We start from the raw sequence: 21,961 nt of genomic DNA on the forward strand, positions 1-21,961 counted from the left end.
CCCTGCTCGGCGTCGCCGCCGGCCCGGCCCTGGCGGTCCCCACCACCGCCGCGGCCCGGCCCGCCGTCGCCGCCGGACCCGACATCCCCGTCGCCAACGTCAAGGCCCACCTCGCCCAGCTGCAGTCCATAGCCACCGCCAACGGCGGCAACCGCGCGCACGGCCGCAGCGGCTACAAGGCCTCGATCGACTACGTGAAGGGCAAGCTCGACGCCGCCGGGTTCACCACCACCGTGCAGCAGTTCACCACCGGCGGCGCCACCGGCTACAACCTCGTCGCCGACTGGCCCGGCGGCGACACGGACCACGTCGTCTTCGCCGGGGCCCACCTGGACTCCGTCTCCGCCGGGCCGGGCATCAACGACAACGGCTCCGGCTCGGCCGGCATCCTCGAAACCGCGCTCGCCGTCGCCCGCGAGGGCTACAAGCCCGCCAAGCACCTGCGGTTCGGCTGGTGGGGCGCGGAGGAGCTCGGCATGCGCGGGTCGAGCTACTACGTCAACCAGCTGCCGGCCGGCGAGCGCGGCAAGATCGACGCGTACCTGAACTTCGACATGATCGGCTCGCCGAACCCCGGCTACTTCGTCTACGGCTACGACCAGAACCTCAAGGCCCTCTTCGAGAACTGGTTCGCCGCGAAGAACATCGCCACCGAGATCGACACCGAGGGCGACGGCCGCTCCGACCACGCGCCCTTCCAGAACGCCGGCATCCCCGTCGGCGGCCTCTTCAGCGGCGCCGACTACCGCAAGACCGCGGCCCAGGCCCAGAACTGGGGCGGCACCGCGGGCCAGCCCTTCGACCGCTGCTACCACGCGTCGTGCGACACGTCGGCGAACATCAACGACAAGGCGCTCGACACCAACACCGACGCCATCGCGAGCGCCGTGTGGACACTGAGCGGCGGCACCACCAACCCGCCGCAGGGCAAGGTCTTCGAGAGCAAGAGCCAATTGCCGATCCCCGACGCGGGGGCGGCCGTCGAGTCGCCCGTGACGGTCTCCGGGCTGACGGGCAACGCGCCGTCCGCCCTCAAGGTCTCCGTCGACATCACGCACACCTACCGCGGTGACCTGGTCGTCGACCTCGTCGGGCCGAGCGGGCGCGCGTACCGCCTGAAGGACTCCAGCGGCAGCGACGCCGCGGACGACGTCATCGCCACGTACGCCGTGGACGCCTCCGCGGAGACCGCGAACGGCACGTGGAAGCTCCGCGTCCAGGACGTCGCGGCGCAGGACACGGGCCGGATCAACGGCTGGAAGCTCGCGTTCTAGACCCGCGTTCCCGGAGCACGCTCCGGAATCCGGACCACTGAGGGCACAACCCCGCAGCGGGCCCGGGAGGCCCTGACCGGCCTTCCGGGCCCGCACCCCTCTTCCGTACGCAGGCCGCTAGGCCGTCACGTCCTTGGACGTGAACCGCGCCCACGCCGCCGAGCCGAACACCGCCGCGTACAGCGCCTGCAGGCCCAGGTTGTCCAGCAATTGGTCCCAGTAGACGGGGGCGCGCAGCAGGTCCGCGAAGCTCAGCCAGTAGTGCGGGAAGAGATACGGCTGGACCGCGTGCAGCTGCGGGAACTGGTCGACGATCTGCGCCGTGATCAGCAGCCCCACCGTGGTGGCCATCGCCGCGATCCCGCTGTTGGTGAGCGTGGAGACGAACAGCCCGAGCGCCGCTATGCCCACCAGCGACAGCGCCACGGCCCCCGCGACCGCCAGCGCCCGCAGCAGCCCTTCCCCGAAGGAGACCGTCACCCCGCTGATCAGGGTCACGTCGCCGAGCGGGAAGAGGAGCGCGCCGACGGCGAGCGCGGAGGCCGCGACCGTCAGGGTCGCCGCGCAGCAGAACGCGAACGTCGCCGTGAACTTGGCGAGCAGCAGCCGGGTGCGGCCCGCGGGGGCGACCAGGAGGTAGCGCAGGGTGCCGGAGCTCGCCTCGCCCGCCACCGAGTCGCCCGCGACCACGCCGACGGCCATCGGCAGGAAGAAGGGCAGGGTCGCGGCGAGGGAGGTGAAGACCAGGAAGAGGCCGTTGTTGGTGACCTGGCTGATGAACGCCGGGCCCCCTCCCCCGTGCCCGGCCGCGCCGCCGTCGCTCGTCTCCATCTTCACGGCGATGCCGACCAGGACGGGAACGGCCGCAAGGACGCCCAGGAGCGCGATCGTGCGCCACCGCCGGAATACGGTCCCCGCTTCGCTGCGGAAGAGCGAGAGGGCCCACAGCGGGCTCGGAGCGGGCCGCGCGGCGGCCGCCGTGGTGACCTCAGCCTGCGACATCGAATCCCTCTCCGGTGAGTGCGACGAAGGCGTCCTCCAGGGAGGCGCGGGCGGTGCCGAAGGAGCGGACGCGGACCCCGGCCCGCACGAGCGCCGCGTTGAGGTCGGCGAGCTCGCTGACCACGGCGGGCAGTTCGCCGGTGACGCGGTCGTCGTCGACGGTGAGGTCGTTCACGCCGTGCTCCTTGAGCACGCGGACGGCCTCCACCGTGTCGGGCGTGGTGACGGCCAGCCTGCCGCGCGCGGAGGAGGCCAGCCCGGCCACCGTGCCCTGGGTCAGCAGGCGGCCCTGGGCCATCACGGCGGCGTGCGTGCAGACCTGCTCGATCTCGTCGAGCAGGTGCGAGGAGAGGAAGACCGTGGTGCCCTCGGAGGCGAGGCCGCGCACCAGGGTGCGGATCTCGCGCATGCCCTGCGGGTCGAGGCCGTTGGTCGGCTCGTCGAGCACGAGCAGCTCACGGGGCTGCAGGAGGGCCGCGGCCAGGCCCAGGCGCTGCTTCATGCCCAGGGAGTACGCGCGGGCCTTCTTGCCCGCCGCGGCGACCAGACCCACCCGGTCCAGGGCGGCGTCCACCCGGGCCCGCCGGGTGCGCGGGTCGGCCGTCGGGTCGGCCGCGTCGAACCGCAGGAGGTTGTCGCGGCCGGTGAGGAAGCCGTAGAGGGCGGGCCCCTCGATCAGGGCGCCCACCCGGGGCAGCACGCGCCGCCCGGCCCGCGGCATCTCCTCGCCGAGGACGCGGGCCGTGCCGGAGGTCGGCTCGATCAGCCCCATGAGCATCCGGATCGTCGTGGTCTTGCCGGAGCCGTTGGGGCCGAGGAAGCCGAAGACGCTGCCGCGCGGCACGACGAGGTCGAGCCGGTCGACGGCGAGCTGCCCGCCCCGGTAGCGCTTGGTGAGCGCGTGGGTGGCTATCGCCGGTTCCCCGGCGGCGGACAGCTCCTCCATCGGGCCTCCCCTGACGTGTGCTTCGCGTGCTACTTCGACGCGGCCTTGATCAGCGCGTCCTTGGTGACGGCACCCACGTACACCTTGCCGTCGTCCGTGACCAGGGCGTTGACCAGGCGGGTGCTGAAGACGTGGCCCGAGCCGAAGGAGCCCGAGACCTTGCTGCCGAGGCTGTCGAGCAGGGCACCGGCCGGGCCGGCGTCCTTGCCGCCCTTCGCGCCCGCGCCCGCACCGGAGCCCACGCCGCCGGGCGCCTTGAGCTCGGCGATCGACGTCCAGCTCTTGCCCAGTACGTTCATGCCGGAGAGGTCGGGCGCGCCCGCGTCCTTGCCGGGGCCGCCCTCGTGGCCCTTGCCGGCCTTGCCGTCCGCCTTGTCCTCCGTGACCTTCGCGCCCTTCGGCGGCTTGAAGTCGAAGGTGTCCGCGGCCGGCTTGCCGAAGTCGACCTTGGTGAACGCCGCGTCCACGACGGCCTTGCCGCCGCCCTTCGGGCTGAGCGTGAACTTCAGCGGCACGCCGTTCTTCGCGTCCACCGCGATGCGCACCGCGCCGACCGTCGTCTCGGCCGCCTTGGGCTTGAGGACCAGCTGGTAGGCGTCGCGGCCCGCGACCTTGGCCGTGCCGTCGACCGTCACCGACGTGGAGTCGTCGACCGCGGCGAGCGTCTTCTTGGCGAGCTCCTGCGGCGAGGCGCCGCGCAGCTCCTGCGGGGCCTCCTTGCCGCCGTGCACGTCCTTGGGGGCGGTGGAGTGGTGGACGGTGTTGCTCTTGCTGTCGTACGCCCAGACCTGGTCGCCGTTGCGGATCAGGCTGTACTCCGCGGCGCGCTCCACGATCGACAGCCGCTGCTTGTCCGGGCCGTCGGCGGCCACGCGCAGCGTGTGCGTGCCGGAGGCGAGCTCGGTGAGCTTGGCCTGCGGGGAGGTGTCCGCCCCCGCGTCCTTGCCGCCGGAGCCGTGGCCCGCCTTGCCGCCGGCCGGGGCGTCGCCCAGCGAGAGCCCGGACGGCACCGAGGGCAGGCCCAGGTCGGTGGTCACCTTGACGGTGCCGGACAGCTGCTGCGCGTCCGACTTCGCCATCTTGGCTATCAGGTCCTGCGCGCTGATCTTCGGCAGATCCGGGTCACCGCTGCTCGCCAGCGCGGTGCCGATGCCGATCGACGCCGCGGCGACGCCGGCCACCGCGACCGGGACGGCGTAGCGGACGGCCTTGCGGCGGCCGCGCGCCCGCCGGGCGCCTTCTCCGGCGTCGGCCGCCCCGTCGGTGCCGTGGGTCGGTTCGATGCGTGCCATGTCCTCTACCTCCGTCGTCGGCGGCGGTCTCGACCTGTCGTGCACTCGCCACCCCCCACGGCTCATTGTGAGCCCGGCCGCTCGGTGGTGGAGCGGGGAATCCGGAGGAATTCCCCTGCCTCGAGACACTTCGATTCCACCAGACCCCGCCTGTCGGGTCATCAGACGACGGGATCAAGTCCGTGTACCTCTTGGGTAGGACATCCCTTACGGGGACACCGACTTTCGGGTGGACCGGGGACGCCTTCCGGCTGGGGTGGGCCGACTTCCGGCTGGGCCGGCACGACTTCCGGGTCGGGTGGCCCGACTTCCGGCCCTGATCCCCGTGGCGAAGCCATGAAAAAGTTGTCCGCCGCCACGGCGCCGAGCCCCCACGGCGAGGGTCCGGCGGAATACGGAGGCGGCCGGCCCCACCACGTACGGCACAAGCCCGGCGCTAGCCCGCCCGGTGGACCACCGCGTCGCAGAGATTCTCCAGCGCGGCCTTCGCGTAGCAGTCCGGCAGCGGGGCCAGCGTGGCCCGCGCCTCCTCCGCGTACCGCACGGTGTCGCGGCGGGCCTGCTCCAGCGCGGGGTGGGCGCGCAGCCGGCGCAGCACCTCGGCGTGGAGGGCGTCGTCGGTGAGGTCGCCGTCGAGCATCTCGCACAGTTCGAGGTCGGCGGCCGAGCCGGTCGCGGCGGCCTGGGCGCGCAGGTGCAGGACCGGCAGGGTGGCGATGCCCTCGCGCAGGTCGGTGCCGGGCGTCTTGCCGGACTCGTGCGAGTCGCTGGCGATGTCGAGGACGTCGTCGGCGAGCTGGAAGGCGATGCCGAGGCGCTCCCCGTAGTGGGTGAGGATGTCGACCGTGCGCTCGTCGGCGCCGGACATCATCGCGCCGTACCGCCCGGAGACGGCGACCAGCGAGCCGGTCTTGCCGGCGAGGACGTCCAGGTAGTGCTCGATGGGGTCACGGCCGTCGCGGGGGCCGGCGGTCTCCAGGATCTGGCCGGTGACCAGCCGCTCGAAGGCCTCGGCCTGGATCCGGACGGCCTCGGGGCCGAGGTCGGCCAGGATGTGCGAGGCGCGGGCGAAGAGGAAGTCGCCCGTGAGGACCGCCACGGAGTTGCCCCAGCGGGCGTTGGCGCTGTCGACGCCGCGCCGCTTCTCGGCCTCGTCCATGACGTCGTCGTGGTAGAGCGTGGCCAGGTGCGTGAGCTCGACGACGACGGCGGACGGCACGACGCCGGGCGCGTAGGGGTCACCGAACTGGGCGGCGAGCATCACCAGCAGTGGCCGGAAACGCTTCCCCCCGGCGCGCACGAGGTGCTGCGCGGCCTCGGTGATGAAGGGCACGTCGCTCTTGGTGGCCTCCAGGAGGCCCTCCTCGACAGCGGCCAGTCCCGCCTGGACATCGGCTTCAAGAGCCTGGTCCCGCACGCTCAGCCCGAATGGCCCGACGACGGTCACGAGGGGTACTCCTGTCTGCCTGCGAACACGGGGTTTGTCGATGTGTCGCTGTCTCCACCGAAAGTCAGCGTATCCGGTCGGCTGTGGATCACCGTGGCCACCCGTCCGGGTTGCGCTGCCGAGGACCCTGCGCGGGCCCCCGTCCCGGCCGGTGTGCGGGGCCCTCGCGGCCCGTTGCACCGGCCTGGTGCGCGAGCTGGTGTACGACGTGAGTGCGACCTGACCTGTGCCCCGCGGGGGCCTTGGTCACCCCACGGGGGCCCGTGACGGGCGTGGTTCGGGCCATACGTTTCGGCCATGCGGCGCGGGCGGGGGCGACGGTCTCCCCTTGCCGGGGCGGCGACCAACGACGGGCAGGCCGCCCGGCGGTGCCGGGGCCGGGCCGGGGCCCCGCGGTGCCGGGCGCGTCCGAGGGGTTGACGCCGTCGCGGGTGAGAGCGTCTCCCGCCCCGCGACGCCGGTCACGGCCGCGAGGGTTTGACCACCGCCGCGCCGGACCACCTGCCGACCGACTGCCGGCCTCGTGCCCGGCCCAGCGCCCGGGACACCCTCGCCACAGGCGAGAAAAACCCGCCGCGACGATGCGCAACCACCGACGAGCCGCCCGGCGGTGCCAAACCCCCGCTCAGCCCGGTCCGGCACCGCCGAACACGCCCGCGAGGGCTGACCACCGTCGCGGCGGAGTCTCTGCCGGCCGACTGCCGACCGCGCGCCCGGCCCAGCACCCGTCCCGGCGCCCAGGACCGCCCCTCGCCACAGGCGAGAAGAACCGGCCGCGACGGAGTGACTGCCAGCCTGCTGACAGCCTCGTGGGCGGCCCGGTGTCCGTCCGGTACCCAAGGCCGCCCCTCGCCGCAGGCGGCTAAAACCCGCCGCGACGGCGCGCAACCACCGGCAAGCCGCCCGGCGGTGCCAAACCCCGCTCAGCCGGGCCCGGCACCGCCGAACACGCCCGCGAGGGACGATCGCCGTCGCGGCGGAGTCTCTGCCGACCGTGCGCCCGGCCCAGCACCCGTCCCGGCGCCCAAGGCCGCCCCTCGCCGCAGGCGAGAAACACCCGCCGCAACGGCGAGCAACCACCGACAAGCCGACCGGCGGTGCCAAACCCACCCTCAGACAGGTCCGGCACCGTCGACCACCGCACCGCCGCGGCGGAACGGGCGTCCGGGCGCGGGCTACGGCAGGGCCGCGACCGCCCTGGCCAGCCGCGGCGAGGCGTACTCCGTGCCGCAGACGAACCGCATGACCGGGCCGTAGCTGGCCGCGGCCGGCAGGCCCGTGAAGAACAGGCCGGGCACCGAGGCGCGGTAGCCGGGGCCGAGCCGGGGACCGCCCGCGCCGACGGCGAGCCTGGTGCGCAGGCCGTGGCCGAGGAAGTCCATGGCCGCGAGGTCGACGCGGTAGCCGGTCGCCGCGATGACGTGGTCGGCGGCGAGCTCGCCCGCGCTCGCGCCGTCCGGGCCGATGAGGTCGAGGACGGGGCGGCCTTGTTCGACCCGGGCCGAGCCGATCCGCGTGCCCTCCGAGACGTGCACCCGGCCGATGAAACGGTCCCGCAGCCACCAGGCGCCGAGGGGCCCGAGCACGCGCCCCACCAGGAACCGGCGGGCCGGCGCCGGAAGATGGCGGAATCCGTCGGCGTGGTACGAGAACGCGTAGAGCGACCAGGCCCGGCCGAACGGCGTGTCCGGCTTCAGCCGCGGCTGCCCGTCCGGCGCCGCACCGAAGCGGACCGCACCCTTCCGGCGGGCGACCACCCGTACCGACGCCGCGCCCGCATCGGCCAGCAGCACCGCCGTCTCCAGCGCCGACTGCCCGGCGCCGACGACCACGACCTCGCGCCCCGCGAACGGCGCCAGGTCCCGGTGCTGCGAGCTGTGCGAGATCGGGCCCACGGCGGACGGGCCGTCCGGGACGGCCGCGGCCAGCTCGGGCGGGAGCTGGGCCAGCCCGCTGAGACCGCTGGCGATCACCACCGCGCGGGCGGCGAACTGCTCCCCGGAGTCGAGCTTCAGCTCGAAGTCCGCGGCCCGGCGGTCCACGGACACCACGCGCACCTGTTCCAGCTCCGGCACCAGGCGCTCCTGGAACCACAGGCCGTAGCGCGAGAAGGTCTCGACCGGGATGATGTCCCAGTCCGATTCGAAGCGCCGCTCGCCGGTCTCCCGGCAGAAGTCGAGCAGGGTGTGCCCGGGCTGCGGGGCGTCGATGCTGGAGGCCGAGGGGGTGGATTTGAGAATCATCCCGGCGGGCATGTTCTCGCGCCAGCTCACCATCGGCGAGCCGAAGACGCGGGTCCTTATCCCGCGGGCCCGCAGATGGGCGGCGGTCGACAGACCGTACGGGCCGGCCCCGATGACTGCTACGGGAAGTGTCACGAGTCCCCTCCCAGGGCGTTCCTCACTGCTGGCTGCTCGTGCTCGTGCTCGTGCTCGCGCTCGCACTCGCGCTCGCACTCATTCGCTCGTTCACTTGTTCACTCATTGCTCGTTCCGCGCTGCTCACTGGTCGGCGAGGGCGCTTGCCCGGACCCTCGGCCCGCTGGACTTGCCGGGCTTGTTCGGCTCCCTCACGTGCTCGGCCACGTACTCGGCTCACTCCGCCGCGGACGCGGCGGACTCGGCTGAAGCGGCGGAGGAGGCTGACGCGGCGGACGCGGCGGCCCGCCTGGAGCGCCACATCTGCCACAGATGCCGCACACCCGGCCGCACGAACCGGGCGAGCATGGTGAAGAACGGCTTCATGTCGTCCCTCGCGACCCAGGCGAGCTCCGTGCTGCTGGGGCGCGCGGGCGCGTGCGGCGTGGTGTAGCCGCTGCGGCGGTACGCGGCGAGCGCCGGCAGGTCGATGTTCTCCACGACGAACCGCCGCCCCGCCGGCTGCTCGCCCTCCGGGACCCTGCGCCCGGTCAGGTCGAGGTGCTGCGCCCGGACGACGTCCACGCCCGTCTCGCTCTCGAAGAGCCGGAACTGCGCGCCCATCCGGGGGTTGAAGTCCAGCAGCTTGTACCGCCCGTCGCGGCGGTCGAAGCGCCAGTCCAGGTCGACGATGCCGCTGAAGCCGATCTGCTTGATGAACTGGGCGGTCATGCCGGCCAGTTCGGGATTGTCCACGACGTAGGCGTTGGCGGTCATGCCGGCGTGCGGCGGCCAGGAGCGCACCTTCACGCCCGTGAACATCGCCAGCGGTGTGCTCTCGGCGTCGAAGTAGGCGTGGACGATCCAGTCCTCCGCCTGCTCGCGGGGCAGGTACTCCTGGAGGATCACGCCGGGCGCCGGGCCCCAGCCCTGCGCCAGCCGCAGCAGCTCGCCCGGCCCGTGGATGCGGGTGGTGCCGTGCACGGCGGGCTTGCGGCGGCGCTCGAACGCCTCCCGGTTCTTGGCGACGAGGGGGAAGCGGGCGTGCTCCGCGAACTCCTCGATCTCCTCGAAGGTGGCGGGGAACAGGGCCTCCGGCGACGGCACGCCGTGCTCCACGCAGAGCTCGTGCAGCCCCTGCTTGCTCGCCAGCCGCCGTGGCAACTCCGGTTCCACCCGCGGGAAGAGGAAGCTGCCGGACAGCTCCGCGGCGTGCTCGGCGATGAGCACCGCGGCCTCTTCGTCGGTGGGGATCAGGACGGCCGGCCGGCCGATCTCGCGGCCGATCCGCAGCAGGCCCTCGACCAGCTCGGCGGGCGGTTCGGTGCCCGTCGTCCGCCAGACGAAGCCGCCGCGGAGATAACGGGAGACGGCGGCCGGGGTCCAGCGGTCCTCCGTGATCGCGTACATGGGCACGCCGAGTCTGCCGAGGCTGCGGATCGCACCCACCCCGCCGTGGTGCAGGGGATAGTCACCGATCTTCACGATCAGTCCTGGAACGGACCGGTCCGCCGCGATGGGCGTGCTCCTGCTCGCCACCAGCATCCCCCTCGGCCCCTCAGCCGCAGCGGCCCCCCACTGTGCCTGGCCCGATTAAGGACGCTACTTCGGAATCGCCGCTTCCAGCAAGGAATTACCGGATATTGCGCGCTCTTTAGCCGAAGGTCGGGCGGTGGTTCGGACAGCGGTTCGGAGGCCGGTCCGCGTGGGCTGCGGGCAGCCGTTCGGGGCACCGAGCGGGGGCGTCTCCGGGCCCCCGCCCGGGGACCCTCCGGACACCCCTTGTCTGACGGCCATCAGCACGTAATGTGGGCCGCGGGCCCCCACCCGGGCCCACCGGCTTCCCGGAGCGTCCAGGAGAGAGCGAGGCAGCGTTCCATGCCCCAGCACAGCCCCCGCGAGCTGCCCGAAGGCGACCCCTTCGGCGCGGACACCCTCCCGTACGGCGTCTTCACCACCGCCGACGCCCCGGACCGGCCCCGCATCGGCGTCCGCTACGGCGACTCCGTCCTGGACGCCGCTGCCGCCGCGGCCGCGCACGGCTCCGCGCACGCCGCCCTGCTGGACGCCCCGACGCTCAACCCCCTCCTGGCCGCCGGCCGCCCCGTCTGGCGCGCCGTACGCGCGGAGGTCCGCTCCTGGCTGACCGACGGGCCGTTCCACCCGCTCTCCGAGGTGACGCTGCACCTGCCGTTCGAGGTCGCCGACTACGTCGACTTCTACTCCAGCGAGCACCACGCCACCAACGTCGGCCGCATCTTCCGCCCGAACGACGAGCCGCTCACGCCGAACTGGAAGCACCTGCCGATCGGTTACCACGGCCGCGCCGGCACCGTCGTCGTCAGCGGCACCGACGTCGTGCGCCCCCGAGGCCAGCGCAAGGCCCCGACCGACGCCCTGCCCTCCTTCGGCCCCTCGCTCCGCCTCGACATCGAGGCCGAAGTCGGCTTCGTCGTCGGCACGCCCGCCGGCGGCCCGGTCGGGATCGACGGCTTCCGCGAGCACGTCTTCGGCGTCTGCCTCGTCAACGACTGGTCCGCGCGCGACCTGCAGGCGTGGGAGTACGTGCCCCTCGGCCCGTTCCTCGGCAAGTCCTTCGCCACCTCAGCCTCGGCCTGGATCACCCCGCTCGACGCCTTCGACGAGGCCCGCACGGCGCCGCCGGAGCGCACTCACCCGCTCCTGCCCTACCTCGACGACTCCGCGGCCGAGCCGGGCGGCCTCGACCTGCGCATCGAGGTGAAGATCAACGGTGAGACGGTCTCCCGCCCGCCGTTCTCCGCCATGTACTGGACCGCGGCGCAGCAGCTGGCGCACATGACGGTCAACGGCGCCACCCTGCGCACCGGCGACCTCTACGCCTCCGGCACGGTCAGCGGCCCCGAGCCCGACCAGCTGGGCTGCCTCCTCGAACTGACCGCGGGCAAGGGCCCGTGGCTGGAGGACGGCGACGAGGTCACGCTCACGGCCTGGGCGCCCGGTCCCGGCGGTGCCCGGATCGGCCTCGGCGAGGTCACCGGCCGCATTCTCCCGGCCCCCGACGGCGCTCCGGCCGGCGGTACCGTGACGCCATGAACGCCGACGCCCCGCGCCTGACGCTCCCCGAGGAGCTGGTGCTGCTCTCCTTCGACCCCGTCAGCAAGCGCAAGCTGTGGCGCGCGGGCAGCTCCCTGGCGTACGGCGTGGCCGGGGCGGCGCTGGCCGAACTGCGGCTCGCGGGGCGGGTCGTGGAGGAGGGCGGCCGGGTGCGGGTGACGAACCCGCTGCCGCCCGACGAGCCGCTGCTGGCCACGGCGATGGCGAGCCTGCAACGGCCCGGCAAGGGCGCGCGGGACCGCGGGCCGCGGACGGTCGCCTGGGTGCGGAGCACGTCGCGGCACCTCGAAGAGGCGTGCCTGACCCGGCTGGTGAAGAGCGGTGCCCTGCGCGTGGAGCCGCGCCGCTTCCTCGGCGTCATCCCGTACCGCCGTCACTCCGTGGGGCCGGTGGATCTGACGGCGCAGACGCGGGGGCGCTTCGAGCTGGCCCGGCGCGGGGGTTTCGCCGACCCGCGCGCCCGCGCGCTCGCCGCGCTGGCGTCCGCCATCGGCATCTCGGGCGCGCTCTGCCCCGGCTGGGGCCGCCGGCAGGAGCGGCAGGCCATGCACCGCCTCATGCGGGCGGACTGGGCGGCGCGGGCCGTGCACAAGAACCGCATGCGCGACAGCGCGGACGCCGGCGGCAGCGGGGGCGGCGGCTGAGTCACGCGAAGCGCCGGATCAGGGCTGCTAACTTGTCATGCCCTGAACCAGCCTTAAGGAGAGACGTGCGCAAGGCAGTACAGATCACGGGGGCGGCGCTCTGCGCCGCTGTGCTGATGACCGGTTGCAGCAGTTCGAGCGACGGCGGCAAGAAGGACGACAAGCCGGTCGGCGGCGCCACGCCGACCTCCCAGGCCCCGGCGGAGCAGCCGTCCTCGCCCGCCGCGGACACCGGCGGGCAGCGCGCGTCGGCGGCCACCCTCGCGGGCGGCTGGTCGAACAACGGCAAGCTCACCGACCAGAGCCTCCTCATCCTGGTGTTCACCCAGGACAAGGTGACGCTCAGCGGGAAGACCGCCTGCTCGGGCACGCTCGTCACCACCTCGCAGCCTGCGACGATCACGATCAAGCACTGCCAGGACAACAGCACGGACTACGCCACGGGCACCATCAAGGACTTCGACGGCAAGTCCTTCACCGTCGCCTGGGCCTCCGGCAAGCAGGACAAGATGAGCAAGACCGTCGGCTCCGACGGCAAGCCGACCGGCGTGCCCGGCGGCATCGCGGGCGGCCTGCCGACCAAGCCGAAGAGCTGAAGCCGTACGCAAGGCGAACAGCTGAAGCCGTACGCGCGCCGCTGCCCGGCAACCGTCTTCGGTCGCCGGGCAGCGGCACCTGCACATGTACGGGGCCGCTCCGAGCGTACGGACGGCCCCGCCGGCCGGCGTCACCGCACGAAGACCCCCGCCTGGCCCGCCAGGTCGAGGAAATACTGCGGCGCCACGCCCAGCACCAGCGTGACCGCGACGCCGATCGCGATCGCCGAGGACGTCAGCGGGCTCGGGACGGCGACCGTCGGGCCGTCCTCCTTCGGCTCGCTGAAGAACATCAGCACGATCACCCGGACGTAGAAGAACGCGGCGATCGCCGACGACACGACACCGACGATGACCAGCGGCCCCGCCCCGCCCTGCGCCGCCGCCTTGAACACCGCGAACTTCCCCGCGAACCCGCTCGTCAGCGGAATCCCCGCGAAGGCCAGCAGGAACACCGCGAACGTCGCCGCCGTGAGCGGCGAACGGCGGCCCAGCCCCGCCCACTTGGACAGGTGCGTGGCCTCCCCGCCGGCGTCGCGCACCAGCGTCACGACCGAGAACGCGCCGAGCGTGACGAAGGAGTACGCGCCCAGGTAGAACAGCACGGACGACACGCCGTCGGGCGACGTGGCGACGACGCCGGCGAGGATGAAGCCGGCGTGGGCGATGGACGAGTAGGCCAGCAGCCGCTTCACGTCGGTCTGGGTGACGGCCACGATCGCGCCCACCAGCATGGTGACGATCGCGACGCCCCACATCACCGGCCGCCAGTCCCAGCGCAGCCCCGGCAGGACCACGTACAGCAGCCGCAGCAGCGCGCCGAAGCCGGCGACCTTGGTGGCCGCGGCCATGAAGCCCGTGACGGGCGTGGGGGCGCCCTGGTAGACGTCCGGCGTCCACATGTGGAAGGGCACCGCGCCGACCTTGAAGAGCAGGCCCATCAGGACGAGCGCGCCGCCGATCAGCAGCAGGGCGTCGTTGCCGGTGGTGCCGGCGAGGACCGGGTCGAGCATCCGGACGTTGCCGCCCACGACGTCGGCGATGCCGGAGTACGTGACCGTGCCCGCGTAGCCGTAGAGCAGGGCCACGCCGAAGAGCAGGAAGGCCGAGGAGAAGGCGCCGAGCAGGAAGTACTTGACGGCCGACTCCTGCGACAGGAGCCGCTTGCGGCGGGCCAGCGCGCACAGCACGTACAGCGGGAGGGAGAAGACCTCCAGGGCGACGAAGAGCGTCAGCAGGTCGTCCGCGGCGGGGAAGACGAGCATGCCGCCCACCGCGAAGAGCAGGAGCGGGAACACCTCGGTGGTGGTGAAGCCCGCCCTGACCGCGTCCTGCTCCGCCCGGCCGCCGGGCACGGCGGCGCCCTGGGCGGCGAAGGAGTCGACGGGCCGGCCGTGCGCCGCCGGGTCCAGCCGCCGCTCGGCGAAGGTGAACACGGCCACCAGGGAGACGAGGAGAATGGTGCCCTGCAGGAACAGCGCGGGGCCGTCCACGGCGACGGCGCCCATCGCGGCGGCGTGGGCCTTGCCCGTGCCGTAGCCGCCGGCCGCGAGGGCGACGACGGCGGCGAAGGCCGCGGCCAGCGCGACGCACGTCAGCAGCAGCTGGACGGGGTGGCGGCTGCGCCGCGGGAGGAACGCCTCCACGAGGATGCCGAGCACCGCGGCGCCGAGCACGATCAGCGTCGGGGACAGCTGGGCGTACTCGATGTGCGGTGCCGGGATCTTCTGCGGCGCGTCCGCCGACATCGTCCACAGGCTGTGGACGGATGCTGCGTGGCTCACTTCGCGGCCTCCACATCGTTCACATCGGGCTTGGGGTCGGCCTGGTGCACCTGCGACATCGTGTGCCGGACCGCCGGGTCGAGGATCTCCGTCACCGGCTTCGGGTAGACGCCGAGGAAGAGCAGGAGGGCGATCAGCGGGGCCACGACGGCCAGCTCGCGTGCCCTGAGGTCGGGCATGCCCCGCACCTCCTCCTTCACCGGCCCGGTCATCGTGCGCTGGTAGAGCACGAGGACGTACAGCGCGGCGAGCACGATGCCGAGCGTGGCCACGATCCCGGCGGCCGGATAGCGGCTGAACGTGCCGACGAGGACGAGGAACTCGGAGACGAACGGCGCGAGGCCGGGCAGCGACAGCGTCGCGAGGCCGCCGACGAGGAACGTGCCGGCGAGGACCGGGGCGACCTTCTGCACGCCGCCGTAGTCCGCGATCAGCCGCGAGCCGCGCCGGGAGATCAGGAAGCCCGCGACGAGCATCAGCGCGGCCGTGGAGACGCCGTGGTTGACCATGTAGAGCGTCGCGCCGCTCTGGCCCTGGCTGGTCATCGCGAAGATGCCGAGCACGATGAAGCCGAAGTGCGAGATCGAGGCGTACGCGACCAGCCGCTTGATGTCCCGCTGCCCGACCGCGAGCAGCGCCCCGTACAGGATGCTGATCAGCGCCAGGACGACGATGACGGGGGTGGCCCACTTCGAGGCCTCCGGGAAGAGCTGGAGGCAGAAGCGGAGCATCGCGAACGTGCCGACCTTGTCGACCACGGCGGTGATCAGCACGGCGACGGGGGCGGTGGCCTCACCCATGGCGTTGGGCAGCCAGGTGTGCAGCGGCCACAGCGGGGCCTTCACGGCGAAGGCGAAGAAGAAGCCGAGGAACAAGGCGCGTTCGGTGGTGGTCGCGATGTCGAGCTTGCCGGCGGCGCGCGCCTGGACGATCTCCTGGAGGGAGAAGGTGCCCGTGCCGAGCTGGTCGGCGGTCACCGCGTACAGCCCGATGACGGCGGCCAGCATGATCAGCCCGCCGACGAGGTTGTAGAGGAGGAACTTCACGGCGGCGTACGAGCGCTGGGCCGCCGCGCCCGCGTCGCCCTGCCCGGCCGCGCCGTCCCCGAAGCCGCCGATGAGGAAGTACATCGGGATCAGCATGGCTTCGAAGAAGATGTAGAAGAGGAAGACGTCGGTGGCCTCGAAGGAGATCACCACCATCGCCTCGACCATGAGGATCAGCGCGAAGAAGCCCTGGGTGGGGCGCCAGCGCGAGGAACCGCTCTCCTGGGGGTCTGCGTCGTGCCAGCCGGCCAGCATGATGAAGGGGATCAGCAGGGCGGCCAGGGCGATGAGGACCACCGCGATGCCGTCCACGCCCAGTTCGTAGCGGACCCCGAAGTCCGCGATCCAGGCGTGCGACTCGGTGAGCTGGAACGGCCCCTTGGCGTCGGGGTCGAAGCGCACGAGCTGCACGGCCGCCAGGGCGAGCGTGGCGAGCGAGAAGGCGAGCGCGAGCCACTTGGCGGCGGTGCGCCGCCCGGCCGGCACGGCCGCGGTGGCGACCGCGCCGAGCGCCGGGACCGCGGCCGTGAGCGTCAGCAGGGGAAAGGCCATGATCAAACCGCCCTCATCAGCAGGGTGGCGGCGATGAGCACCGCCGCACCGCCGAACATCGAGACCGCGTACGAACGGGCGTAGCCGTTCTGCAGCTTGCGCATCCGGCCCGACAGCCCGCCCACCGAGGCGGCGGTGCCGTTGACGACGCCGTCGACCAGGGTGTGGTCGACGTAGACCAGGCTGCGGGTGAGGTGCTCGCCGCCGCGGACCAGCACGACGTGGTTGAAGTCGTCCTGCAGCAGGTCCCGCCGGGCGGCCCGGGTGAGGAGGCTGCCGCGGGGGGCCGTGACGGGCACGGGCCGGCGCCCGTACTGCGCCCAGGCGATCGCCACGCCGATCACGAGCACGACCATGGTGGCGGCGGTGACGGTGAGGGCGCTGACGGGCGAGTGGCCCTCCTCGTGCCCGGTGACCGGCTCCAGCCACTTCAGGAAGGTGTCGTTGATGCTGAACAGGCCGCCGGCGAAGACCGATCCGAAGGCCAGGACGACCATCGGGATCGTCATGGTGCGGGGCGACTCGTGGGGGTGCGGGAGCTCGCCCTTCGCGTCGGGCTGCCACCGCTTCTCCCCGAAGAAGGTCAGCAGCATCACGCGCGTCATGTAGTACGCGGTGATGGCCGCGCCGAGGAGGGCCGCACCGCCGAGGATCCAGCCCTCGGCGCCGCCCTTGGCGAAGGCCGCCTCGATGATCTTGTCCTTGGAGAAGAAGCCGGACAGCCCCGGGAAGCCGATGATGGCGAGGTAGCCGAGGCCGAAGGTGACGAAGGTGACCGGCATGTACCTGCGCAGGCCGCCGTAACGGCGCATGTCGACCTCGTCGTTCATGCCGTGCATGACGGACCCGGCGCCGAGGAAGAGCCCGGCCTTGAAGAAGCCGTGGGTCACCAGGTGCATGATCGCGAAGACGTAGCCCACGGGGCCCAGTCCGGCGGCCAGGATCATGTACCCGATCTGGGACATGGTGGAGCCGGCCAGGGCCTTCTTGATGTCGTCCTTGGCACAACCGACGATCGCACCGAAGAGGAGCGTGACGGCGCCGACCGTGACGACCGCCGTCTGTGCGTCCGGCGCCGCGTCGAAGACCGCGCCGGAGCGGGTGATCAGATAGACGCCGGCGGTCACCATCGTCGCGGCGTGGATGAGGGCCGAGACCGGCGTCGGGCCCTCCATCGCGTCCCCGAGCCAGGACTGCAGCGGCACCTGGGCGGACTTGCCGCACGCGGCGAGCAGCAGCATCAGCGCCACGGCCGTCAGCTTGCCCTCCCCCGCGTCGGTCGCCCGCTGCAGCACGGGATCGAAGGCGAAGGTGCCGAACGTGGTGAACAGCAGCATGATCGCGATCGACAGGCCCATGTCGCCGACGCGGTTGACCAGGAACGCCTTCTTGGCGGCGGTGGCCGCGCTCGGCTTGTGCTGCCAGAAGCCGATCAGCAGGTACGAAGCGAGGCCGACGCCCTCCCAGCCCACGTACAGGAGCAGGTAGTTGTCGGCGAGGACGAGCAGCAGCATCGCGGCGAGGAAGAGGTTGAGATAGCCGAAGAAACGCCGCTTGCGCTCGTCGTGGGCCATGTAGCCCACCGAGTACAGGTGGATGAGCGAGCCCACGCCCGTGATCAGCAGGACGAAGGTCATCGACAGCTGGTCGAGGTGGAAGCCGACGTCCGCGCGGAAGCCGCCGACGGGCACCCACGGGAAGACCGTGACGTCCAGGGCGCGCTCCTCGCCACCCTTGCCGAGCATGTCGGCGAAGAGCACCACGCCGAGCGCGAAGGACACGGCCGCGAGCAGGGTGCCCAGCCAGGGGCCGCTCCGGTCGAGCCTGCGCCCGCCGCACAGCAGCACGCCCGCCCCCAGCAGGGGCGCGAGGACGAGCAATCCGATGAGGTTCTCCACGTCAGCGTCCCCTTACAGCTTCAGCAGGCCGGCGTCGTCCACCGAGGCCGAGTGCCGGGAGCGGAAGATCGTCACGATGATGGCGAGGCCCACCACGACCTCGGCCGCGGCCACGACCATCGTGAAGAAGGCGATGATCTGGCCGTCGAGATTGCCGTGCAGCCGGGCGAAGGTGACGAACGCCAGATTGCAGGCGTTCAGCATCAGCTCGACGCACATGAAGATGACGATCGCGTTCCGCCGGATGAGCACGCCGGCCGCCCCGATGGTGAACAACAGGGCCGCCAGGTAGAGGTAGTTGACCGGGTTCACTTGCTCGCCCCCTTCGCGTTCGCGTCGGCGTCCTCGCTGCGGCCGCGCTCCAGCCAGTCGCTGGAGCGCTGCTCCAGGGCCTTGAGGTCCTGCAGGGCCTCGCCCGAGACGTCGCGGACCTGGCCGCGGGCGCGCAGGGTGGGACTGACGGTGAGCTCGGAGGCGGTGCCGTCGGGCAGGAGGCCGGGGATGTCCACGGCGTTGTGCCGGGCGTATACACCGGGGGCCGGAAGCGGGGTGACCTGCTTGCCCTCGCGGACGCGCTGTTCGGCGCGCTCGCGCTGGGTGGCGGCGCGCTCGGTGCGCTCGCGGTGGGTGAGCACCATCGCGCCGACGGCCGCGGTGATCAGCAGGGCGCCGGTGATCTCGAACGCGAACACGTACTTGGTGAAGATCAGGGAGGCGAGGCCCTCCACATTGCCGCCGGCGTTGGCCCGGCCGACGCCGTTCCACTCCTTCAGGGAGGCGTTGGCGATGCCGGCCATGAGCAGGATGCCGAAGCCGAGCACGCACAGCCCGGCGAGCCACCGCTGGCCCCTGATGGTCTCCTTGAGGGAGTCGGCGGCGGTGACGCCCACGAGCATGACGACGAAGAGGAAGAGCATCATGATCGCGCCGGTGTAGACGACGATCTGGACGACGCCCAGGAAGTAGGCGCCGTTGGCGAGGTAGAACACCGCCAGGACGATCATGGTGCCGGCCAGCGAGAGGGCGCTGTGCACGGCCTTCTTCATGAAGACGGCGCCGAGCGCCCCGAGGACGGCGACAACGGCCAGGATCCAGAACTGGACCGCCTCCCCCGTCGAGGTGGTGGAGGCGGCCGAGGCGGCCAGGGAAGGGGCGATCATGCTTCGGCCCCTTCCTCTTCCGGCTTCTCTCCCTTGGAGAGGGCGACTTGGCGGACCGTGCCGGGCGCGGCCTCGGTCACCAGCCCGCGGTAGTAGTCCTGTTCGGTCATGCCGGGGAAGATCGCGTGCGGTGAGTCGACCATGCCCTCCTCCAGGCCCGCGAGCAGCTCCTCCTTGGTGTAGATGAGCGACTCGCGGCTGCTGTCGGCCAGTTCGTACTCGTTGGTCATGGTGAGGGCGCGGGTGGGGCACGCCTCGACGCACAGGCCGCACAGGATGCAGCGGAGGTAGTTGATCTGATAAACGCGGCCGTAGCGCTCGCCCGGCGAATAGCGCTCCTCGTCCTTGTTGTCCGCGCCCTCCACGTAGATGGCGTCGGCGGGGCAGGCCCAGGCGCACAGCTCGCAGCCGATGCACTTCTCCAGGCCGTCCGGGTGCCGGTTGAGCTGGTGGCGGCCGTGGAAGCGGGGGGCCGTCGGCTTCTTGTACTCCGGGTACTGCTCGGTCAGCCGCTTCTTGAACATGGCCTTGAAGGTCACGCCGAAGCCGGCCACGGGATTGCGGGGGGTGTCGCGGGACGCGTCGCCCGCGGGGTCGGTAGCCACTGCCGTCAGCCCTCCTTTCCGTCACGCACAGTATCGGGCCCACCACTGACAATGAGCTCTCCGTCACGGCGCGGCCTGCGGCGCGGCACCGGCGGCGGCGTCTGCCCGGGCAGCGGCGGCACCGGGAACCCGCCGCCCGTCGGGTCGAACTCCCGCTCCGGCGCGGCCTCCCCGTCCCCCTGGCCGCGCTCGCCCTTGCGGAAGACGTCCGCGACGAAGGAGAGCAGCAGGACCGCGATGACGGCGCCGCCGACGTACAGCACGATCTGCTGGAAGTCGTAGTTCTCGTTCCGCAGCGCCCGCACCGAGGCGACGAGCATCAGCCACACCATCGAGACCGGGATGAGGACCTTCCACCCCAGCTTCATGAACTGGTCGTAGCGCAGCCGCGGCAGGGTGCCGCGCAGCCAGATGAAGAAGAACAGCAGCAGCTGCAGCTTGATCACGAACCACAGGAGCGGCCACCAGCCGTGGTTCGCGCCCTCCCAGAACGCCGAGACCGGGTACGGGGCCCGCCAGCCGCCCAGGAACAGCGTCACGGCCACCGCCGAGACGGTGACCATGTTGACGTACTCGGCCAGCATGAACATCGCGAACTTGATGGAGGAGTACTCGGTGTTGAAGCCGCCGACCAGGTCGCCCTCGGACTCCGGAAGGTCGAACGGCGCCCGGTTGGTCTCGCCCACCATCGCCACGATGTAGACGAGGAAGGACACCGGCAGCAGCAGCACGTACCAGCGGTCGTGCTGGGCTTCCACGATCGCCGAGGTCGACATCGACCCGGAGTAGAGGAAGACGGCGGCGAAGGAGACGCCCATCGCGATCTCGTAGGAGATCATCTGCGCGCACGAGCGCAGGCCGCCCAGCAGCGGGTACGTCGAGCCGGACGACCAGCCCGCGAGCACGATGCCGTAGATGCCGACCGAGGCCGTGGCGAGGATGTAGAGCACGCCGATCGGCAGGTCCGTCAGCTGCATCGTGGTGCGGTGCCCGAAGACCGAGATCTCGTTGCCGGCGGGGCCGAAGGGGATCACGGCGATCGCCATGAACGCGGGGACGGCCGCCACGACGGGGGCCAGCAGATAGACCGCCTTGTCCGCCCGCTTGACGATCACGTCCTCTTTCAGCATCAGCTTGATGCCGTCCGCGAGGGACTGCAGCATGCCCCACGGGCCGTGCCGGTTGGGGCCGATCCGCAGCTGCATCCACGCGACGACCTTGCGCTCCCAGACGATCGAGAACAGCACGGTCAGCATGACGAACGCGAAGCAGAAGACCGCCTTGACGACGATCAGCCACCACGGGTCCCGGCCGAACACCGACAGGTCCCCGGCGGCCAGCTCGCTCAGGCTGTGAGCCTCGACAGTCATCACTACCGCGCCTCCGGTGTCCCGGTCCCGGTGCCCTCACCGGAATCCGCCCCGATCCGTACGAGCTCGCCGGGGCGCGCCCCCGTGTCCCCGGCGACACCGCCGCCCGCCGAGTTCAGCGGCAGCCACACCACACGGTCCGGCATGGCCGTCACGCACAGCGGCAGCCGTACCGTTCCGGCCGGGCCCGTCACCGCCAGCACCTCTCCGTCGCGCACGCCCGCCTCGGCGGCGGTCGCGGCCGACAGGCGGGCGCGCGCCGCGTGCCGCGTCCCGGCGAGGGCGTCGTCGCCGTCCTGCAGGCGCCCCTGGTCCAGCAGCATCCGGTGGCCCGCGAGGACCGCCTCGCCCGCGGCAGGCCGCGGCAGCGGCCGGGCCGTCTCCGCCGGGTCCGCGGCGTGCTCCCCGTCCCAGGGGCCGAGGCGGCGCAGCTCCGCGCGCACCGCGTCGGTGTCGGGCAGGCCGAGGCCGATGCCCATGGCGTCGGCCAGCATGTGCAGCACACGGGCGTCGGCGGGCACATGGCGGCGCGGCAGCTGGTCGGGCTTGATCGCGACCTCGAACGGCCGGGCCCGGCCCTCCCAGTTGAGGAACGTGCCCGACTTCTCCGCGACCGCCGCGACCGGCAGGACGACGTCCGCCCGGTCGGAGACCTCGCTCGGCCGCTGCTCCAGGCTGACCAGGAAGCCGACGGCGTCCAGGGCCTCCCGCGCGCGGGCCGGGTCGGGCAGGTCCGCGACCTCGACGCCGCCCACCAGCAGGGCTCCCAGCTCGCCCCGCGCCGCCGCCTCCACGATCTGGCCGGTGTCCCGGCCGGGGCTGCGCGGCAGGCCGGAGACGCCCCAGGCGGCCGCGGTCTCCTCGCGCGCCCGCGGGTCGGTGGCCGGGCGGC

The 21,961-nt window shown here is 72.4% G+C and carries 18 protein-coding genes; 4 read left to right on the forward strand and 14 right to left on the reverse strand.

Features of this window, described 5'->3' with window-relative positions:
- A partial coding sequence (locus tag B7P34_RS27095; RefSeq protein ID WP_106680727.1) for a M28 family metallopeptidase occupies positions 1-1,274 on the forward strand: 1,274 nt, incomplete at its 5' end.
- A 117-nt stretch (positions 1,275-1,391) separates the two neighbouring features.
- Here the strand turns inward: B7P34_RS27095 and B7P34_RS27100 are convergent.
- From B7P34_RS27100 to B7P34_RS27125, 6 genes are all read right to left on the reverse strand, one after another.
- The gene (locus B7P34_RS27100) at positions 1,392-2,276 is read right to left on the reverse strand and encodes an ABC transporter permease (RefSeq protein ID WP_106680729.1); all 885 of its coding nucleotides are present in this window, start codon (positions 2,274-2,276) and stop codon (positions 1,392-1,394) included.
- On the reverse strand, positions 2,263-3,222 hold the full coding sequence (locus B7P34_RS27105) for an ABC transporter ATP-binding protein (protein ID WP_106680731.1): 960 nt from the start codon (positions 3,220-3,222) through the stop codon (positions 2,263-2,265). The genes B7P34_RS27100 and B7P34_RS27105 overlap by 14 nt, the downstream gene beginning before the upstream one ends.
- 29 nt (positions 3,223-3,251) lie before the next feature.
- A complete protein-coding gene (locus B7P34_RS27110; RefSeq protein ID WP_106680733.1) occupies positions 3,252-4,514 on the reverse strand; it encodes a LolA family protein in 1,263 nt (420 codons plus the stop codon).
- A gap of 436 nt (positions 4,515-4,950) precedes the next feature.
- On the reverse strand, positions 4,951-5,961 hold the full coding sequence (locus tag B7P34_RS27115; RefSeq protein ID WP_106680734.1) for a polyprenyl synthetase family protein: 1,011 nt from the start codon (positions 5,959-5,961) through the stop codon (positions 4,951-4,953).
- 1,175 nt (positions 5,962-7,136) lie between these two features.
- Positions 7,137-8,339, reverse strand: a complete 1,203-nt coding sequence (locus B7P34_RS27120) for an FAD-dependent oxidoreductase (protein WP_106680736.1) — start codon at positions 8,337-8,339, stop codon at positions 7,137-7,139.
- A gap of 216 nt (positions 8,340-8,555) precedes the next feature.
- A complete protein-coding gene (locus tag B7P34_RS27125; RefSeq protein ID WP_223268280.1) occupies positions 8,556-9,857 on the reverse strand; it encodes a hypothetical protein in 1,302 nt (433 codons plus the stop codon).
- A gap of 339 nt (positions 9,858-10,196) precedes the next feature.
- On the opposite strand from B7P34_RS27125, the gene fahA reads away from it, so the two are divergent.
- The 3 genes from fahA (at position 10,197) to B7P34_RS27140 (ending at position 12,654) form a co-directional block, all read left to right on the forward strand.
- A complete protein-coding gene (gene fahA / locus B7P34_RS27130; RefSeq protein ID WP_106680739.1) occupies positions 10,197-11,393 on the forward strand; it encodes a fumarylacetoacetase in 1,197 nt (398 codons plus the stop codon).
- The gene (locus B7P34_RS27135) at positions 11,390-12,058 is read left to right on the forward strand and encodes a GOLPH3/VPS74 family protein (protein ID WP_106680741.1); all 669 of its coding nucleotides are present in this window, start codon (positions 11,390-11,392) and stop codon (positions 12,056-12,058) included. Before fahA ends, B7P34_RS27135 begins: the two co-directional genes overlap by 4 nt.
- Before the next feature lie 65 nt (positions 12,059-12,123).
- Complete coding sequence (locus B7P34_RS27140; RefSeq protein ID WP_106680743.1) at positions 12,124-12,654, forward strand: hypothetical protein; 531 nt, start codon at positions 12,124-12,126, stop codon at positions 12,652-12,654.
- A 131-nt stretch (positions 12,655-12,785) separates the two neighbouring features.
- Here B7P34_RS27140 and nuoN read toward each other — a convergent pair whose 3' ends face one another.
- From nuoN to B7P34_RS27180, 8 genes are all read right to left on the reverse strand, one after another.
- Positions 12,786-14,402 (reverse strand): NADH-quinone oxidoreductase subunit NuoN, encoded by a 1,617-nt coding sequence (gene nuoN, locus B7P34_RS27145; protein ID WP_223268281.1) that lies wholly within the window; start codon positions 14,400-14,402, stop codon positions 12,786-12,788.
- A gap of 32 nt (positions 14,403-14,434) precedes the next feature.
- On the reverse strand, positions 14,435-16,036 hold the full coding sequence (locus B7P34_RS27150) for an NADH-quinone oxidoreductase subunit M (RefSeq protein WP_106680746.1): 1,602 nt from the start codon (positions 16,034-16,036) through the stop codon (positions 14,435-14,437).
- A 2-nt stretch (positions 16,037-16,038) separates the two neighbouring features.
- Positions 16,039-17,934: an NADH-quinone oxidoreductase subunit L gene (nuoL, locus tag B7P34_RS27155; RefSeq protein ID WP_106680748.1), complete on the reverse strand. Its 1,896-nt coding sequence runs from the start codon at positions 17,932-17,934 to the stop codon at positions 16,039-16,041.
- Positions 17,935-17,946: 12 nt separating this feature from the next.
- The gene (nuoK, locus tag B7P34_RS27160) at positions 17,947-18,246 is read right to left on the reverse strand and encodes an NADH-quinone oxidoreductase subunit NuoK (RefSeq protein WP_030368474.1); all 300 of its coding nucleotides are present in this window, start codon (positions 18,244-18,246) and stop codon (positions 17,947-17,949) included.
- Positions 18,243-19,094 (reverse strand): NADH-quinone oxidoreductase subunit J, encoded by an 852-nt coding sequence (locus B7P34_RS27165; RefSeq protein WP_106680750.1) that lies wholly within the window; start codon positions 19,092-19,094, stop codon positions 18,243-18,245. The genes nuoK and B7P34_RS27165 overlap by 4 nt, the downstream gene beginning before the upstream one ends.
- A complete protein-coding gene (gene nuoI / locus B7P34_RS27170) occupies positions 19,091-19,699 on the reverse strand; it encodes an NADH-quinone oxidoreductase subunit NuoI (RefSeq protein WP_106680751.1) in 609 nt (202 codons plus the stop codon). Before nuoI ends, B7P34_RS27165 begins: the two co-directional genes overlap by 4 nt.
- A 5-nt stretch (positions 19,700-19,704) precedes the next feature.
- Entirely contained in the window at positions 19,705-21,069 is a 1,365-nt protein-coding gene (nuoH, locus tag B7P34_RS27175) for an NADH-quinone oxidoreductase subunit NuoH (protein WP_106680753.1), read from the reverse strand.
- A 2-nt stretch (positions 21,070-21,071) separates the two neighbouring features.
- Positions 21,072-21,961: molybdopterin-dependent oxidoreductase (locus tag B7P34_RS27180; RefSeq protein WP_146166935.1), on the reverse strand; the 890-nt coding region annotated here is incomplete at its 5' end.

Source organism: Streptosporangium nondiastaticum, from assembly GCF_003011965.1.
Lineage (GTDB): Bacteria > Actinomycetota > Actinomycetes > Streptomycetales > Streptomycetaceae > Streptomyces > Streptomyces nondiastaticus.

Bases quoted from the DNA above. Each gene is read 5' to 3' on its own strand.
- B7P34_RS27100 (WP_106680729.1), bottom strand. From the start codon at position 2,276: ATGTCGCAGGCTGAGGTCACCACGGCGGCCGCCGCGCGGCCCGCTCCG.
- B7P34_RS27105 (WP_106680731.1), bottom strand. From the start codon at position 3,222: ATGGAGGAGCTGTCCGCCGCCGGGGAACCGGCGATAGCCACCCACGCG.
- B7P34_RS27110 (WP_106680733.1), bottom strand. From the start codon at position 4,514: ATGGCACGCATCGAACCGACCCACGGCACCGACGGGGCGGCCGACGCC.
- fahA (WP_106680739.1), top strand. From the start codon at position 10,197: ATGCCCCAGCACAGCCCCCGCGAGCTGCCCGAAGGCGACCCCTTCGGC.
- B7P34_RS27135 (WP_106680741.1), top strand. From the start codon at position 11,390: ATGAACGCCGACGCCCCGCGCCTGACGCTCCCCGAGGAGCTGGTGCTG.
- nuoN (WP_223268281.1), bottom strand. From the start codon at position 14,402: ATGTCGGCGGACGCGCCGCAGAAGATCCCGGCACCGCACATCGAGTAC.
- B7P34_RS27150 (WP_106680746.1), bottom strand. From the start codon at position 16,036: ATGGCCTTTCCCCTGCTGACGCTCACGGCCGCGGTCCCGGCGCTCGGC.
- B7P34_RS27165 (WP_106680750.1), bottom strand. From the start codon at position 19,094: ATGATCGCCCCTTCCCTGGCCGCCTCGGCCGCCTCCACCACCTCGACG.
- nuoH (WP_106680753.1), bottom strand. From the start codon at position 21,069: ATGACTGTCGAGGCTCACAGCCTGAGCGAGCTGGCCGCCGGGGACCTG.